Source organism: Candidiatus Paracoxiella cheracis (assembly GCF_049348705.1).
Taxonomy (GTDB): Bacteria; Pseudomonadota; Gammaproteobacteria; order Coxiellales; family Coxiellaceae; genus Paracoxiella; species Paracoxiella cheracis.
On record NZ_CP186485.1, the window covers coordinates 1,479,066 to 1,494,453 of the forward strand.

Consider the following 15,388-nt stretch of genomic DNA (forward strand, 5'->3'; position numbering starts at 1 on the left):
GATGGATTGCATCTTCTGCAAAATTGCTAAAGGCGAAATGGGTGAAACCATTTACGAGGATGACCGCGTTGTCGCATTTAATGATATCGACCCCAAAGCACCGCACCACATTTTAATTATTCCACGGCGACACATTCCCACAATTAATGACATCAGTGAAAAGGACAATGAATTAATCGGTCATTTGGTGCAAGTTGCTAAGAGCATTGCAAAAGAAAAAGGCATTGCCGAAAAAGGCTATCGACTTCTGTTCAACTGCAACCGTGACGGCGGACAAGCCGTTTATCATATTCATCTGCATTTGCTCGGCGGCCGCCAAATGGACTGGCCACCGGGGTGAGCCGGATAGCCCTACCCAAAAATGACTGTATTGCACCAAGGATGGCAGGTATAAACGATCCCGATCTCACCCTTTAAAATCCCCTAGCACTCAACTATACTATCATCTATATAAACCATAATACCGAGGTAGTATATGGCCGTAACAAGTGTGAAAATAGATGACAAATTAGAAGGGCCCTTAGAAATCATGGCAAAAAAAATGCAACGTCCAAAGGGTTGGATTATCAATGAAGCACTTCGAGAATATATAGCTCACAACGCTACCGAAGAGCAATGTTGGCAAGATACCCTAGAAGCGCTTGAAGACATACGCATGGGACGCACAGTCGATGGCGATAAAGTGCACGCCTGGTTAAAAACATGGGGCAAAGAAGATGAGCTGGACAAGCCTTAATGAGGATTATATATTCACGCAATGCAGTGGACGATTTGGACCGATTGCGCCAATTCGTTGCCCATCACGATACACAAGCAGCAAATAAAATAGCTAACAGGCTGTGTGATGCTATAAACCGACTCACTGAATTCCCACAAATGGGAAAAAATGTAAGTTTACACGGCAACGATATTTCACTCAGAGACCTTGTGACAGGAAAATACATTATCCGATACGCAACTATAGGAAAAGAGCTGCACATATTGCGCATCTGGCATGGTAAAGAAGACTTATGACAACAAAACCCATCGAAAATTATGTCACCGATATTCTAACTATTCTCGGCGAAAACCCCAATCGAGAAGGACTTAAAGAGACCCCACGGCGCTTTCGTAAAGCCTTAGAACATTTAACGAAAGGGTACGGCGAAAACATCGACACCATTGTGAACGATGCGTTATTTGAATCCGATATGGATGAAATGGTTATCGTTAAAAATATTGAACTCTATTCTTTATGCGAACACCATCTATTGCCTTTCGTGGGGAAATGTCACGTAGCTTACCTACCCAACGGTAAAATTTTGGGGCTTTCCAAAATAGCGCGAATTGTCGATATGTTTGCAAAACGACTGCAAGTGCAAGAGCACTTAACCAAGCAAATTGCTGAAACTATTTTATCGGTGACGGATGCAAAAGGCGTTGGAGTCATCATCGAGGCCAAACACCTCTGCATGATGATGCGCGGTGTGGAAAAACAACACTCCGACATGACCACCTCCATGATGCTCGGCCGCTTCCGCCAAGACGACCGCACGCGCGCGGAGTTCTTGAGCCTAATTAAAGGCACTTAAAGATCAGTTTGCCTCAGAATCACTGTTTGGTATACTAGCCATCCTCTTCAACGTGCCGAGGTGGCGGAATTGGTAGACGCGCCGGACTCAAAATCCGGTGTTGGCGACAACATGAGGGTTCGAGTCCCTCCCTCGGTATTATTTTTCAGAGAGTTACAAGATTTTTTATTTTTATCATTTTTTATTTGAAGAAATAGCATTCTACAAAATGTTTCTCACTACGGGCTATAACTTTTCACTTTACCCCTTACCTCAAGACCTACCCCCTCGTCTCTTCTTTAAAGCCGGTTTAACTGCTTTTTTACCTTTCCTTGCGCGGACAATTTTAACTTGAAGCTCACAACCAACAGCATCAGCGTATTTTACTAAGGTTTTCAATGAAGGTGAATGTTTACCTTTACCTCCAGCAGCCTCTAATCGAGCTACTACAGGTTTTTGGGTGTCCATGCGTTGGGCTACTTTTTCCTGAGTAAGGTGGGCTTTTTTTCTAGCTTGTTTTAAACGATCAGCTAGGTCTAATTGTAACTTAAATGTTTCGTATTCAGCACGCGCTTCTGGGTCTGCGAGCACTTCTTTTTTAAGCTCTTCATGCCATTTCGTAGATCGTTTAGTCATTTTCTTTTTCTATCTTCGTGCAATAGAAAAAACGCGCTATCCCTTCTTGGGCTTTAACACGTATTTCAAATAGTCCCCCACCCATTGCGCGAGTATGAGGCACCCCTAAATCAGGCCCCCTTTCTTCCATCCGCTCAGTTAAAACCATATAACGGGCCTTTATCCGTTTTGGCATCTTCTTAACAGAGTCAAAAACCCTTTTACTGTAGTAAGTGATGCTCCATGTCATACGTCAAAATGTTACCAAATTTGTTAACTTTCATCAACTACGATTATGAGTTGGACTTTGGATAAATTTATAAAAATAATTAAAAATTGCTTGACATAGAAACCGAAAAAAAATTTTACGTTGTAAACAACGTTTGTTCGAAAAAATAAAATAAGGAACAAACGATGTTAGCGACAGAAAAACTAAAACAATTCCGTACATTCCTCTACAACATCTTCCCCGCGCGACGCGATGCCAATATGAATTTACTCGATGCCCTTTCAAGCCATGGCCATCGCTGCAAAACACCCATAGAATTATGTGAATCGCCATACTTTGAACGTGAATACAGTAGTATTACCGATGCGATTAGCGATGGTTTGTCAGTAGCAAATTGTTGGGATAGCATGATGAAAATACAATATGAACATGCGATGCGCGCCATGGAGAGCGAAGCGAAGGCGCGTATTCCGCGGTAGGCTCGGATTTTTTGCCGAGCGTAAGCGACTGCAAAAAATCTTTACGAGCCGTCAAGTCATTTGAGAGCCCGTGCGTAGTCGAGCCGTGAGGTCGCGGAGCGCGGGCGACGAGGACGTCCGCGGCTATTTAAGTTGTCGCGTATTGCGAGTCGATTATTGACAGGGATGGCAATAATCTATCACGAGCATCGTGACACGCTTGTTAGTCATAGCGATGACCGTGTGATCATTATTGCGGATACGACACCACAGTCGCGTCAAAGTGCACACTGTGTTGAAGATCGCCATGTGGTTTACAGCCCTAATCCAGCACCGGGTAACAAACCGATTACCATTGGACATGAATATTCAACGGTATCACTATTGCCCAATGATGGTGCAGCTCAAGAAAAGCATTGGTTAGTTCCACTGGATACGAGGCGCGTTAAAAGCGATGAAAAAGGCAATGTAGTTGGGATGCAGCAAATTAACCGTTGTATTGCAGACTTAGCGCTTACTCATAAATTGGTGGTTAGCGTGGCTGATTCAAAATATGGTACAGAAGCTTGCCGTAAACTGGTTAGCGAAAATCCCAATTGGGTACATCTTTTCCGTTTTAACAGTACCCGTAATGTTTTCGCGCCCGCATCAATAGAAGATAATACCTCAGGAAGTATAAAACGCTATGGTGATGCGATGAAACTAAACGACAGCACGACTCACCGTGAATCCGATGAGATTGTGCAGCAAACCATTACAACCCGCAGTGGCAAAACTTACCAATTGGAGATTAAAATATGGCGTGACCAATTACTGCGTGGTTCAAAGCAATTTAAAGGATATGAGCATCCTGTTATTGGACTTTGGATAAATAAAATCCCTTGCCAGTTAGGACAATAATCAAAAAATGTGAGTTTCTAAATCTTAACCTGTTTTTTGCAGCAATTCGTAGAATTTCTCAGGTGTAAAATTTATTTTATCCAACCATGATTTTACTATCCCAATCAAATCCTCTATTTTTTCAGGGTCTGAGTTTTGCGTCTTTTCTTCAGTCCTCTGAATCGTTTTAATTTTTGAGTTGCTATTTTTGAAAATAGCAGGATGTCGCGTGCGTTTCCCCTGCGTATCACCTTTGGTTCTGCCTTGCGGATTACCGCGTGGTTTGCAGAGATTAGCAGGCGTGCCAACGGTATCAAGCACCGTAGAAAAACCCCGTTGCGTTTGTGAAGGGGTCGCAGTTATTGATGGTTTTTCGTTATCCACTTGGAAGCTCGGCAAATACCGCTCCCATTTTTTCGGTAAAATCGGGGCAAGATTCCTCGCTAGATAAAGTTGCGTATACGCTAATGCTGTCATCCGCCACCAATCTTCTTCGTGCTTAACATCCGGTGTTTGGTATCGGTCAAATAACAGTTTGTCTTTATCAAAACGAAAGTAGTGTTCAATGTCATAGCGTCTATCGTAATAGTGATACGCTTCTAATGCTGTGATTTCATTACGTCGTTCACCAGCGAGTCCTAACCAGAGTGGATTTTTATATAAAGATTTACCGTTAGCATCAACCGCAACCAATTGCACAACAGTAACAGGATGCTCATATCCTTTAAATTGCTTTGAACCACGCAGTAATTGGTCACGCCATATTTTAATCTCCAATTGGTAAGTTTTGCCACTGCGGGTTGTAATGGGTTGCTGCACAATCTCATCGGATTCACGGTGAGTCGTGCTGTCGTTTAGTTTCATCGCATCACCATAGCGTTTTATACTTCCTGAGGTATTATCTTCTATTGATGCGGGCGCGAAAACATTACGGGTACTGTTAAAACGGAAAAGATGTACCCAATTGGGATTTTCGCTAACCAGTTTACGGCAAGCTTCTGTACCATATTTTGAATCAGCCACGCTAACCACCAATTTATGAGTAAGCGCTAAGTCTGCAATACAACGGTTAATTTGCTGCATCCCAACTACATTGCCTTTTTCATCGCTTTTAACGCGCCTCGTATCCAGTGGAACTAACCAATGCTTTTCTTGAGCTGCACCATCATTGGGCAATAGTGATACCGTTGAATATTCATGTCCAATGGTAATCGGTTTGTTACCCGGTGCTGGATTAGGGCTGTAAACCACATGGCGATCTTCAACACAGTGTGCACTTTGACGCGACTGTGGTGTCGTATCCGCAATAATGATCACACGGTCATCGCTATGACTCACATGTTCATATTGTATTTTCATCATGCTATCCCAACAATTTGCTACCGACAAACCATCGCTAATCGCATCGGTAATACTACTGTATTCACGTTCAAAGTATGGCGATTCACATAATTCTATGGGTGTTTTGCAGCGATGGCCATGGCTTGAAAGGGCATCGAGTAAATTCATATTGGCATCGCGTCGCGCGGGGAAGATGTTGTAGAGGAATGTACGGAATTGTTTTAGTTTTTCTGTCGCTAACATCGTTTGTTCCTTATTTTATTTTTTCGAACAAACGTTGTTTACAACGTAAAATTTTTTTTCGGTTTCTATGTCAAGCAATTTTTAATTATTTTTATAAATTTATCCAAAGTCCAATTTACTATTGCACAAAAAAACCCGGCTCGAGGCCGGGTTTTTAATAGCAAGTATTGCAAGCTTAGTAAGAAATTTGCATACCTGCGAAAGCATTACAAACTTCATTGCCTTGGTGACAATAAGGAAAACTAAGTTTTAGAATAGTTCTTCCACCATCAACAATCGTTTTGTAAGTAAAATTCATGCCACCTACGGTCTCACCCGGAGTAGTCGCGGGATCATAAATATAAGCGAAAGTACCTGTTTGGGTGCTACGATCAATTTTAAGGTTATCGATTTCGTAATATGTCTCCAGCCTCTTTGAAAGGATAGCATGGTTCATAGAGCCATTTTCGGTGATGCTGCTATCTGTTTCAGTAGCAGGGAAAGTTAGTGGTGTGGATAATAATTCACATCCAGAAAGAGTAACTTGTATAGTCCTGCTGGCAGCAAAGCTGGCCATTGCAAAACAGCTAGCAAACAAGGCAACTACGATTACTGATAATTTTTTCATGAGAATAGCCTCTATTATTTATAACAGGTATCATTCTAGCCATGAACAAGATATATTCAAATACGAATTTATACGTAAAATGTGCGCTATCTAGAAGTTGACTTCAACAACCCCAGGATGACTGCCAATTTATTGTTTTTACAGGAAAAATGCACTTATCCCACCAAAGAGAGGATCATTGAACCGGGTGCTGATATCGTTTTTAGACAGCCTCAAGACAGACAGCATCAATCAATTGATTATCCTTGCACACTGTTAGTGCATAACGCACGCCATCCAGGATTTTGGGATGAGCAAGTGCTTGATCTATGAGGCTGTAACACTTCATCTGACCTTCATAGCAACCCGTAATCGTGTTATTCCAATCTTTCCAAAAGAAAAAATAAACCAGCTCTTGATGTGAAGCAAATGTTTCAATAACAGCGCCCAAGCTGATTAAATCGCTCGAATTCACCACAGCACCCAGTTCTTCGTGTAATTCACGTATCACAGCCTCCACGGGCAACTCATTCTTTTCCATATGGCCACCAAATGTCGACAGACAACCAAAATAATTACGCCAATTGTCGAGCCGTTGTTGAAGAACAATTTCATCGTTAGCATTAACAATGATAACGCCAACGTATTTTTTCACGTAAATTTCTTCATTAATATTATCAAGGTCATGCGAATGGATTATTTTCATTTTATGGCCCACGTAAAAACGCTGTATCACTTTCATGAAACTGGAAACGGATGGCCATTTTAACATAAACTCATCCAAATGCTGTCATGGAAAATGAAACCACTCTCGAAAACAGGGCCCCAACGGCATGCGAGTGGAGCCTAGTTTTTTTTAGGTTAAAATCGCCCACTGGAGATGGCCCTATGAACAACGTCATTACTAAAAAATATCAAACTGCTGCTTCTGGATCAGAGCTCGGTAAAAAGAGTGGCTACGATCAATCCTATAACCCGGATCGACTGTATCCGATTGCCCGTGCAGGAAAACGCAAAGAAATTGGTATCGATCCGCAGGAACCACTACCCTTTCTCGGGTTTGATTTCTGGAATCATTACGAAGTATCGTGGCTGAATGAAAAGGGTAAGCCGATCGTTGCGATCGCTGAAATTTATTATGACTGCCAATCTCCACGAATAGTCGAATCAAAATCATTAAAACTCTATTTTAATTCATTCAACAATACTCAATTTCAATCAATCAAAGAAGTTGAAAAAACCATCAAAAGTGATTTAGAAAAAGCGGTTGGATCGACAGTCTCGATCAACGTTCAGCAATTGGGTCACTCCACTCCTTCGCCCTTGCAGGAAAAATTCGCGGGAGAATGCATTGATGACCTCGATATCGAATGCTCTGTTTACACGGTTGAACCCAACTATCTTTCGGTCAGTGAAGAATTAGTAGAAGAAACGTTATATTCTGATTTATTAAAATCGAATTGTTTGGTGACGAATCAACCCGATTGGGGTAGCATTCAAATTCGCTATAAAGGCAATAAAATTAATCGCAAAGGACTATTGCGCTATATTGTTTCCTTTCGCAATCACATTGAATTTCACGAACAATGCATTGAAAGAATCTTCGTTGATATCATGAGACACTGCAAACCCGGCGAACTAACTGTTTATGGTCGCTACACCCGACGCGGGGGCTTGGATATTAACCCCATTCGCTCTACAAACAATGCCTGCATTGATGAAATAAATTTTCGGTTAATAAGGCAGTAAAATACGTTAAGCTGAAACAATATGTGCCCGGCGCCCCATAAAAGCATAAAGTTGGGCGATCGTAGCCAATGTTAAATTAGCCTCACCTTTTATGATTTTTGATACTTGTGTTGGACTTTACAGAAGTATCCTGGGTACTGATCCTCCCTCACTTTACCGGACACATTTTTTTTCGATTTTACGCAGCACATTCAAGCGCAACAGGGGTCTTGTAGTCAATAGCTGAATGCATTCTTCTGTGATTGTAATAGCCTTCAATATACTGAAAAAGACTTTGCCTTGCTTCAGCGCGTGTTGTGTAATCATTCACATGCACAAGTTCCGTTTTTAGGGTATGGAAAAAACTTTCTGCAATGGCATTATCCCAACAATTAGCCTTTCTGCTCATTGAACCAATCAGCTTGTTTTGCTTGATGATTTCCCTATATTTTTTCGAACAATATTGACTGCCCCGATCAGAGTGTATAATCACTTGCTTTGGATATTTTCGTTTGAATAACGCCATCAATAACGCATCACACACTAAATCTTGTTTCATGCTTTTATTCATTGACGAGCCAATAACCGAACGTGAATGCACATCGATAACCACCGCTAAATACAACCAACCTTCACGGGTTGGAATGTACGTCAGATCACTCACCCATTTTTGATTGATCGCCGTTGTCGTGAAATCTCTCTTTAAAATATTCTCAAAAATAGCCTTGTTGTGACCCGAGTCTGTGGTTATTTTAAATCTACGCTTGGCAAGTGCTTTTAAGCCCATGGAGCGCATACGCCGCTCAATACGCGTGTGACTGCAGGAAATCGATTCCGCTTGCAATGCACGAGTTATACGTGGTGAACCGTAACGTTGTTTGTTTCTCATATAAATTACCTTAATTTTTTCATCTAATTGTTGGTTTGCTTGCTCACGTGGGCTCATAGGTCGCGATAGCCAGTCATAATAACCACTACGACTGACACCCAGTACATCACATAGCAAGTTAATTCCAAATAGTTGGGCGTGCTTTTGAATAAAGCTGTACTTTACTCGAGTTCTTTCGCGAAGTACGTGGCCGCCTTTTTTAGAATGGCTTTCTCCTGTTCCAGTCGTGCCAGTCGCTTCTTAAGCTGTTGATTTTATTCAATGAGTTCCCCTATGTTGACCGGTTGCTTTGCGCTGGGATGAATCACTTCACCACTCTTCCTGGCTTTATCCACCCAGGTGTGGAGGGTCGCTTCGGGCATGCCTAAGTCTTTTGCAGCGCTTAACACGGAAGGAGAACTGAGTGCTAGATGGATTGCTTCTTGTTTAAATTCCGGTGTGTATTTTCGAGTCTTCTTTGTCATGAGATCACCTCTTTGTTACTTCATAGATTTTAACAAATTAGTGTCCGGTAATTTAGGGGAAGATTATAAGAAGAGGCACATCAACACTTTTCTTGAATCGTTGACTCTTTTTGTTTGGTTAGATGAGGATCCAAGATTAGATGAGGATCCAAGAGGATTCTGGTTGATGCGCAATAATGAGTGATTCGGTTTCATTAAATCTTTACGTTTCTTCTTTTGATATTTGCTCATAAGACCCTCTTAATAAAATCTGTCAATCATACTATTTAAATATTAAGGCAGTATTATAATTTTTCATTAACTGCACCGGCATAAAGGTTGGATTTTTGAGTAATAAATTTTTGATATAATGAGTTAATGATTAACAGTTAGAGTTTTTCTAAAAAACGTTTGGCGTTTAGGTCTTATGGGTGTATACAAAATCAAATTTACTTGTTAAAATCTCGTGCATGCGTTCAGCTATACATAAAGAATTTTATGCTATTCTTGTTTTTATCATTCTCCCGTTAAGCGGGATGAGTACTGATATATACTTGCCATCGTTACCAGCCATCACCGATCATTTTCATATTATCAAGGCACTATCTCAATTGACGGTGACGGCTTATGCATTAGCACTTGGGTTGTCGCAGTTGGTAGCGGGACCGTTGTCGGATGCGATTGGGCGCAAACGAATGTTGTTGACGGCGATGTCGGTGCAGTTGTTGTCTGTCATTGCCATTATTTTTTCTTTTAATATTTACTGGATGATTGCTTTTCGTTTTATTCAGGGGTTGGGTGCTGCGTTTATGATGGTGCCGGCCCGTGCAATTTTAAATGATTGTTTTACAGGGGATAAGCTCAAGAAAAAATTTAATTACGCCGTGATCAGCTTTGCGATAGGCCCAATTATTGCGCCGTTTATTGGAGGTTATTTACAACATTATTTCAATTGGCAGGCGAATTTTTATTTTATCCTGATTTATTTAGTAATAATGATTGCATTGCTGCTGACAACCTTCCGTGAAACGCTAGCCAGTAAACGACCCTTTATGGTTAGTCATCTTCGTGAAAATTATACTCATATTTTAAAGAATAAATATTTTCTGCTAATTGCGATTTTTATCGGGTTGTTGTGGGGCTATGTACCCTTGTTTAATGTTGCCGGACCCTTTTTGATTCAAGTCGATTTAGGAAGAAGTCCAATCGTTTATGGCCATATTGCTTTGCTGATGGGTTTTGGTTGGTTTTTGGGTAGCACTGCGAATCGACTTTTGTTCCGTTTTGATATTAACATCAAAACGAAGGTTGCAACGGCACTGACCTTAATCACAGTCATAGTCATGCTTATTTACAGCTTATCCGGCTATTTTAATTTAACCCTTATCATCGTGCCGACATTTCTTGCGATCATGTTTAGCGGCAGCGTTTTCTCAATTTATGTGGCAGAAGGGATGACGCCATTTCCTGAAATGGCGGGATCCGCAAATGCAGTTTTATTTACACTAATTTGGATCGCATTTAGTATTTTTACACTTATTGCTACTCTCCTTAAGTCAACAACTTTGTTGCCATATAGCCTTACTTTTCTCTGTGTGTGCCTATTATGTTTGCTCGTTTACTATCTTGCGATACTTCGGCACGAGAAGAAGCATAGAGACTCATTGGGAGTTTAATAGTTATTTAAACATTATCCTTTTCAATTATCTTAATATCTATCGGGTTGCCATCTTTTTTATAGCAGAAAAACTAGTTAACCGATAGTAACCCTAATCACGATAAGTAAGCAATAGAAATCAATGAACGACTTTATAGTTTAAAACAATTGCAAAGCGTAGCTCATAGGTAAGAATAACTACAGATTTATCTGCAATTTCTAGCTTCAATTATGCGGGAATTTATTGCTACATAGTCACAGCTACTACACACAAACTTTCTCAGTGTGCTATACCTTGTAATAGAAAAGGAGAAAGGACATGAAACAACAACAAAGACAAACACAACGTGGAGCGCAAGGAAGAGGTCAGCAACGCCGTCATGACGCGCCTGCTAACCCAAGCCGACGTAATCCACAACGATAAGTTCACTTATCTAAGACACCATTTTACGACGGTAACGTGGTGTCTTTTTTTTTATCCGATAGCGGATATCGTCATTACATACTATATTTAACGAAGACGCAGAGTACCCAATGATAGGGGGAGATAACTATGCGCAAGGTATTAGATTTTGCTGACCTGAGCATGAAACACGTGCAAGAGGTCGGTGGTAAGAATGCCTCATTAGGTGAGATGCTAGCAAAGTTAGCGCCGCTAGGGATTAAAATACCCAAAGGGTTTGCTACAACCGTTTCGGCCTACCAAGATTTCCTCCAACACAATAATTTGCATGATAAGATTAATCAATGCTTGTTGGAGTTGGATGTTAATGATGTAGCGGCACTTAAAAAGACGAGCCAAAAAATTCGTCGCTGGATTATGCATGCTGAATTAACCGATGCGTTCAAGAAAGAAATCATTAGAACTTATAAAGCGCAAGGGTTGAATCCAAAACAAAGTGTTGCGGTGCGCTCTTCCGCCACCGCTGAGGATTTGCCGAGAGCATCGTTTGCAGGCCAACAAGAAACCTATTTAAATATTAAAGGCGGTGATAACGTTCTAGAAGCAATTAAAAAGGTTTTTGCTTCATTGTTTACCGAGCGCTCGATTGCTTACCGTGTACATCATAATTTTCCACATAACAAGGTTGGCATTTCTGCTGGCGTGCAGCAAATGATTCGCAGTGATCTTGCAGCAAGTGGTGTTATTTTTACGCTCGACACCGAATCCGGTTTCGATCAAGTGGTTTTTATTACAGCGTCCTATGGTTTAGGTGAAACCATTGTGCAAGGCCGCATTAATCCCGATGAATTTTATGTTCATAAACCTACGCTCGATGAAGGTAAGCACGCGATTATTAGTCGAACAGTTGGTGATAAATCCAGTAAAATGGTTTATACAAAAAGCCATTCTAGTGGGAATAGTGTTAAAACGATTAAAGTTCCTAACAAAGATAAACACCGTTTTTGTTTAACGGATGAAGAAGTGTTAGAGCTTGCTCGGCAAGCATTAATTATCGAAAAACATTATGGTCGACCCATGGATATTGAGTGGGCAAAAGATGGTGTTGATGGTGAGCTTTACATTATTCAAGCACGACCCGAAACGGTCAAAGCGCGTGACAAACATCAGGTCATCGAACAATACCAATTAAAAACGAATGAAAAAGCGATTGTGAAAGGGCGCAGTATTGGTCAGAAAATTGGGCAAGGTGTCGCGCGAGTTATTAAAACGCCTAAAGAAATGGATCGTTTAAAAGAAGGTGAAATTTTAGTAACAGATTTTACTGATCCAGACTGGGAGCCCATTATGAAACGATCTGCAGCGATAGTGACGAATCGCGGTGGACGAACATGCCATGCGGCTATTATTGCGCGCGAGATGGGAATTCCTGCTGTTGTTGGCTGTCATGATGCGACTAGAGTGATTAAAGAAGGTGATATAATTACTGTTTCCTGTGCCGAAGGTGAAACAGGGTATGTTTATAAGGGTAAATTACCTTACGGTGTGGATACAATGGCGATTAATGAATTACCGGACATTCCTGTCCAGCTTTGTATTAATTTAGCAAATCCGGAGTCGGCATTTGCTTGTCAGTTTCTGCCAAATCATGGCGTAGGCTTGGCGCGGTTGGAGTTTATTATTGGTAATATGATTGGTGTTCATCCCAATGCATTATTGCAGTTTGATCGATTGCCCAAAGCATTGCGTTCTGCCATTAAAATAAAATCGGCTGCGTATCATTCACCAGTCGAATATTATATTGAAAAGCTAGCAGAAGGCATTAGCACCATTGCCGCTGCTTTTTATCCTAAGCCGATTATCGTGCGTTTTTCAGATTTTAAATCGAATGAATATGCAAACCTATTGGGTGGCGATTTATACGAGCCCCACGAAGAAAATCCGATGCTCGGTTATCGCGGCGCGGCACGCTATGTGTCGGGTAATTTCCGAGATAGTTTTATATTAGAGTGTGAAGCGATAAAACGAGTTCGCAATGATAAAGGATTGATTAATACGCACGTTATGTTACCGTTTGTGCGCACTTTACACGGAGCTAAGGATTCAATTGCGTTATTAAAATCCTGTGGTTTGGAGCGTGGTCAAGTTGGTTTGCTGTTTTATATGATGTGTGAAATTCCCTCCAACGCTATTTTAGCCGAAGAATTTTTGGAATTTTTTGATGGTTTTTCTATTGGCTCAAATGACCTCACCCAATTGACATTGGGGTTGGATCGGGATTCTGAGCTTGTTGCAGATTTGTTTGATGAGCGCGATCCCTCCGTTCTTGCGCTATTAGGTAAAGTCATCGCTACCTGTAGCAAGAAAAACAAATATGTAGGCATCTGCGGGCAAGGGCCATCCGATCATTTGGATTTTGCGAAATGGTTGATGGAAGCCGGCGTTAACAGCATGTCGCTTAGCTCAGATGCTGTTGTGAAAACATGGATGGCGCTGGGCGATATGACCCAGGGTAAAAAGTCCAAGAAAAAATAATGGCTGGTGGTTTGAGCTCAATACCTGTAAAATCCAGGCATTATGGAACAACTGCTCGAATTGCCTAACGAGGCTGATAAACTATTATTGCATTCCTGCTGCGCGCCATGTTCGGGTTCGATCATGGAGATGTTGGCGCACGCCGGTATCGATTACACCATTTTTTTCTACAATCCAAACATCCATCCTGAACAAGAATATTTAATTCGTAAAGATGAAAACATACGCTTTGCAGACAAGCTCGGTGTTCCTTTTGTAGATGCCGATTATGATAAAGATAATTGGTTTGCGCGCGCTAAAGGTATGGAATATGAGCCTGAACGCGGTAAGCGTTGCACTGTGTGCTTTGACATGCGTTTTGAACGCACGGCGTTATATGCACATGAGCATGGATTTAAAGTGATTTCGAGTACGCTGGGGATTTCGCGCTGGAAAAACATGGATCAAATTAACGATTGTGGTGTGCGTGCTGCAGAGAAATATCCGGATATGGCTTATTGGACTTATAACTGGCGTAAACAGGGTGGTTCACAGCGCATGATTGAGATTTCTAAAGAAGAACATTTTTATCAACAAGAGTATTGTGGTTGCATTTATTCCTTGCGTGATACCAATCGCTGGCGTCTTCAAAATAGCCGATCGCGCATCGAAATGGGTGTGAAGTTTTACGGTGCCACAAAAAAATGAATTTAGCTTAAAATCAGCGGCAAACCTATCCTTTAAAGCATAAAAAACAGTCTGCACTTGCTCTCAAAATTGAATATTTTCCAATTAAAACATAAAGTTGCAACACGATTTGGGGTGCTATACTTAACAATGAAGTAATAACCTCAATGCAGAAGGAGAGTGACATGAAAAAGCCTAATGTAATTGACTGGATTGCTTTAATTCTAGTTATTATAGGCGCAGTCAACTGGGGTTTAGTAGGAATTGCAAACTTTAATCTGGTTGAATTCGTGTTTGGTGGATTAACAATCGTAACTAAGATCGTCTACATATTGGTAGGTATCTCGGGTATCGTGTTAATCTACAGTGCTGCTAAATGCTGTAGCATGTGTAAGGGCGGTGGCAGCAGCAGTCATTTATAATAACTAACAGCTATAATGCAATCCGTGTTGTCATGAAAACATTATTTAAGCCCAGTTTATCCACTATTGGAAGGGAAGGCTGGGCTTTTTTACGCATGCATTTTAAGATGTTATGATATTTAATAATTATTAAAGTCTTTATTTTAACGGAGAAATACTAATCGTGAGCACTGTGGCGAACGCATCATCGATTCTCATCAACATTTTTGGCAGCTATCTCGCGGAGACTCTAGTTGGACAACGCCAGAATTTAAGCCATTGCGAAAAGATTTCTTGCCCGGTGATTTAAAACCAATTTTAGATAAACTGGGCGTGCAGGGTACGATACTCGTGCAGGCAGCAGCACCTACTACGCTCGAAGAAACCCGATTTTTATTAAATATCGCCAACGATATTGACTTTGTTCTGGGCGTTGTAGGCTGGGTCGATATGGAATCCAAAAAATCGCCTGACATTATTGCAGAGCTTGCTGGGGAAAAATATTTTTGTGGCGTTCAGCCAATAATTCACGATATCCCGGATGTCACTTGGATACTTAACAATAAGTTGACGGATGCCTTCAAGATGCTTGTCGAATTAGAGCTCACTTTTGATGCCTTAATCAGGCCAGCACATTCGATGCGCGCCATGGAGAGCGAAGCGAAGGCGCGTATTCCGCGGTAGGCTCGGATTTTTTGCCGAGCGTAAGCGACTGCAAAAAATCTTTACGAGCCGTCAAGTCATTTGAGAGCCCGTGCGTAGTCG

Annotated in this window: 18 protein-coding genes, 1 tRNA gene and 1 pseudogene; 13 read left to right on the forward strand and 7 right to left on the reverse strand. The window is 41.3% G+C overall.

What is annotated here, in order from left to right; genetic code table 11:
* The first annotated feature begins 1 nt into the window (after window position 1).
* The 5 genes from ACJMKR_RS07685 (at window position 2) to ACJMKR_RS07705 (ending at window position 1,709) form a co-directional block, all read left to right on the forward strand.
* Window positions 2-340 carry a histidine triad nucleotide-binding protein gene (locus ACJMKR_RS07685; protein ID WP_423062563.1) on the forward strand — a complete coding sequence of 113 codons (339 nt, stop codon included), beginning with the start codon at window positions 2-4 and terminating at the stop codon, window positions 338-340.
* Window positions 341-529: 189 nt separating this feature from the next.
* Complete coding sequence (locus tag ACJMKR_RS07690; protein ID WP_423062564.1) at window positions 530-736, forward strand: CopG family ribbon-helix-helix protein; 207 nt, start codon at window positions 530-532, stop codon at window positions 734-736.
* Window positions 736-1,014 (forward strand): type II toxin-antitoxin system RelE/ParE family toxin, encoded by a 279-nt coding sequence (locus ACJMKR_RS07695; protein WP_423062565.1) that lies wholly within the window; start codon window positions 736-738, stop codon window positions 1,012-1,014. The genes ACJMKR_RS07690 and ACJMKR_RS07695 overlap by 1 nt, the downstream gene beginning before the upstream one ends.
* Window positions 1,011-1,571, forward strand: a complete 561-nt coding sequence (gene folE / locus ACJMKR_RS07700; RefSeq protein WP_423062566.1) for a GTP cyclohydrolase I FolE — start codon at window positions 1,011-1,013, stop codon at window positions 1,569-1,571. The genes ACJMKR_RS07695 and folE overlap by 4 nt, the downstream gene beginning before the upstream one ends.
* Before the next feature lie 54 nt (window positions 1,572-1,625).
* Window positions 1,626-1,709: transfer RNA gene (locus ACJMKR_RS07705), tRNA-Leu, on the forward strand.
* 114 nt (window positions 1,710-1,823) lie between these two features.
* Here ACJMKR_RS07705 and ACJMKR_RS07710 read toward each other — a convergent pair.
* Both ACJMKR_RS07710 and ACJMKR_RS07715 read right to left on the reverse strand, forming a co-directional pair.
* Window positions 1,824-2,186 (reverse strand): helix-turn-helix domain-containing protein, encoded by a 363-nt coding sequence (locus ACJMKR_RS07710; RefSeq protein ID WP_423062567.1) that lies wholly within the window; start codon window positions 2,184-2,186, stop codon window positions 1,824-1,826.
* The gene (locus ACJMKR_RS07715) at window positions 2,179-2,415 is read right to left on the reverse strand and encodes a type II toxin-antitoxin system RelE/ParE family toxin (RefSeq protein WP_423062568.1); all 237 of its coding nucleotides are present in this window, start codon (window positions 2,413-2,415) and stop codon (window positions 2,179-2,181) included. The genes ACJMKR_RS07710 and ACJMKR_RS07715 overlap by 8 nt, the downstream gene beginning before the upstream one ends.
* 164 nt (window positions 2,416-2,579) lie before the next feature.
* On the opposite strand from ACJMKR_RS07715, the gene ACJMKR_RS07720 reads away from it, so the two are divergent.
* Both ACJMKR_RS07720 and ACJMKR_RS07725 read left to right on the forward strand, forming a co-directional pair.
* Window positions 2,580-2,873 (forward strand): hypothetical protein, encoded by a 294-nt coding sequence (locus tag ACJMKR_RS07720; RefSeq protein WP_423062569.1) that lies wholly within the window; start codon window positions 2,580-2,582, stop codon window positions 2,871-2,873.
* A gap of 165 nt (window positions 2,874-3,038) precedes the next feature.
* Window positions 3,039-3,752, forward strand: coding sequence for a transposase (locus ACJMKR_RS07725; RefSeq protein WP_423062570.1), 714 nt, complete (start codon window positions 3,039-3,041; stop codon window positions 3,750-3,752).
* A 24-nt stretch (window positions 3,753-3,776) separates the two neighbouring features.
* On the opposite strand, the gene ACJMKR_RS07730 is transcribed toward ACJMKR_RS07725, so the two are convergent.
* From ACJMKR_RS07730 to ACJMKR_RS07740, 3 genes are all read right to left on the reverse strand, one after another.
* On the reverse strand, window positions 3,777-5,315 hold the full coding sequence (locus ACJMKR_RS07730; RefSeq protein WP_423062571.1) for a transposase: 1,539 nt from the start codon (window positions 5,313-5,315) through the stop codon (window positions 3,777-3,779).
* Window positions 5,316-5,490: 175 nt separating this feature from the next.
* Entirely contained in the window at window positions 5,491-5,922 is a 432-nt protein-coding gene (locus ACJMKR_RS07735; RefSeq protein WP_423062572.1) for a hypothetical protein, read from the reverse strand.
* Between the two features lie 202 nt (window positions 5,923-6,124).
* The gene (locus ACJMKR_RS07740) at window positions 6,125-6,673 is read right to left on the reverse strand and encodes an NUDIX domain-containing protein (protein ID WP_423062573.1); all 549 of its coding nucleotides are present in this window, start codon (window positions 6,671-6,673) and stop codon (window positions 6,125-6,127) included.
* Window positions 6,674-6,789: 116 nt separating this feature from the next.
* On the opposite strand from ACJMKR_RS07740, the gene queF reads away from it, so the two are divergent.
* On the forward strand, window positions 6,790-7,650 hold the full coding sequence (gene queF / locus ACJMKR_RS07745) for an NADPH-dependent 7-cyano-7-deazaguanine reductase QueF (RefSeq protein ID WP_423062574.1): 861 nt from the start codon (window positions 6,790-6,792) through the stop codon (window positions 7,648-7,650).
* Between the two features lie 178 nt (window positions 7,651-7,828).
* On the opposite strand, the gene ACJMKR_RS07750 is transcribed toward queF, so the two are convergent.
* Entirely contained in the window at window positions 7,829-8,668 is an 840-nt protein-coding gene (locus ACJMKR_RS07750) for an IS3 family transposase (protein WP_423064216.1), read from the reverse strand.
* A gap of 104 nt (window positions 8,669-8,772) precedes the next feature.
* Window positions 8,773-8,982 (reverse strand): transposase, encoded by a 210-nt coding sequence (locus tag ACJMKR_RS07755; RefSeq protein WP_423062353.1) that lies wholly within the window; start codon window positions 8,980-8,982, stop codon window positions 8,773-8,775.
* Window positions 8,983-9,392: 410 nt separating this feature from the next.
* Between ACJMKR_RS07755 and ACJMKR_RS07760 the strand changes: the two genes are divergently transcribed.
* The 5 genes and pseudogenes from ACJMKR_RS07760 to ACJMKR_RS07780 all read left to right on the forward strand — a co-directional run.
* Window positions 9,393-10,637, forward strand: a complete 1,245-nt coding sequence (locus ACJMKR_RS07760; RefSeq protein ID WP_423062575.1) for a multidrug effflux MFS transporter — start codon at window positions 9,393-9,395, stop codon at window positions 10,635-10,637.
* Between the two features lie 534 nt (window positions 10,638-11,171).
* Entirely contained in the window at window positions 11,172-13,556 is a 2,385-nt protein-coding gene (gene ppsA, locus ACJMKR_RS07765; RefSeq protein WP_423062576.1) for a phosphoenolpyruvate synthase, read from the forward strand.
* A gap of 42 nt (window positions 13,557-13,598) precedes the next feature.
* Window positions 13,599-14,243: an epoxyqueuosine reductase QueH gene (locus ACJMKR_RS07770; RefSeq protein ID WP_423062577.1), complete on the forward strand. Its 645-nt coding sequence runs from the start codon at window positions 13,599-13,601 to the stop codon at window positions 14,241-14,243.
* A 164-nt stretch (window positions 14,244-14,407) separates the two neighbouring features.
* Entirely contained in the window at window positions 14,408-14,644 is a 237-nt protein-coding gene (locus tag ACJMKR_RS07775; RefSeq protein WP_423062578.1) for a DUF378 domain-containing protein, read from the forward strand.
* 186 nt (window positions 14,645-14,830) lie between these two features.
* Window positions 14,831-15,223 (forward strand): annotated as a pseudogene (locus ACJMKR_RS07780) (amidohydrolase family protein); the annotation flags it as partial.
* Between the last annotated feature and the right edge of the window lie 165 nt (window positions 15,224-15,388).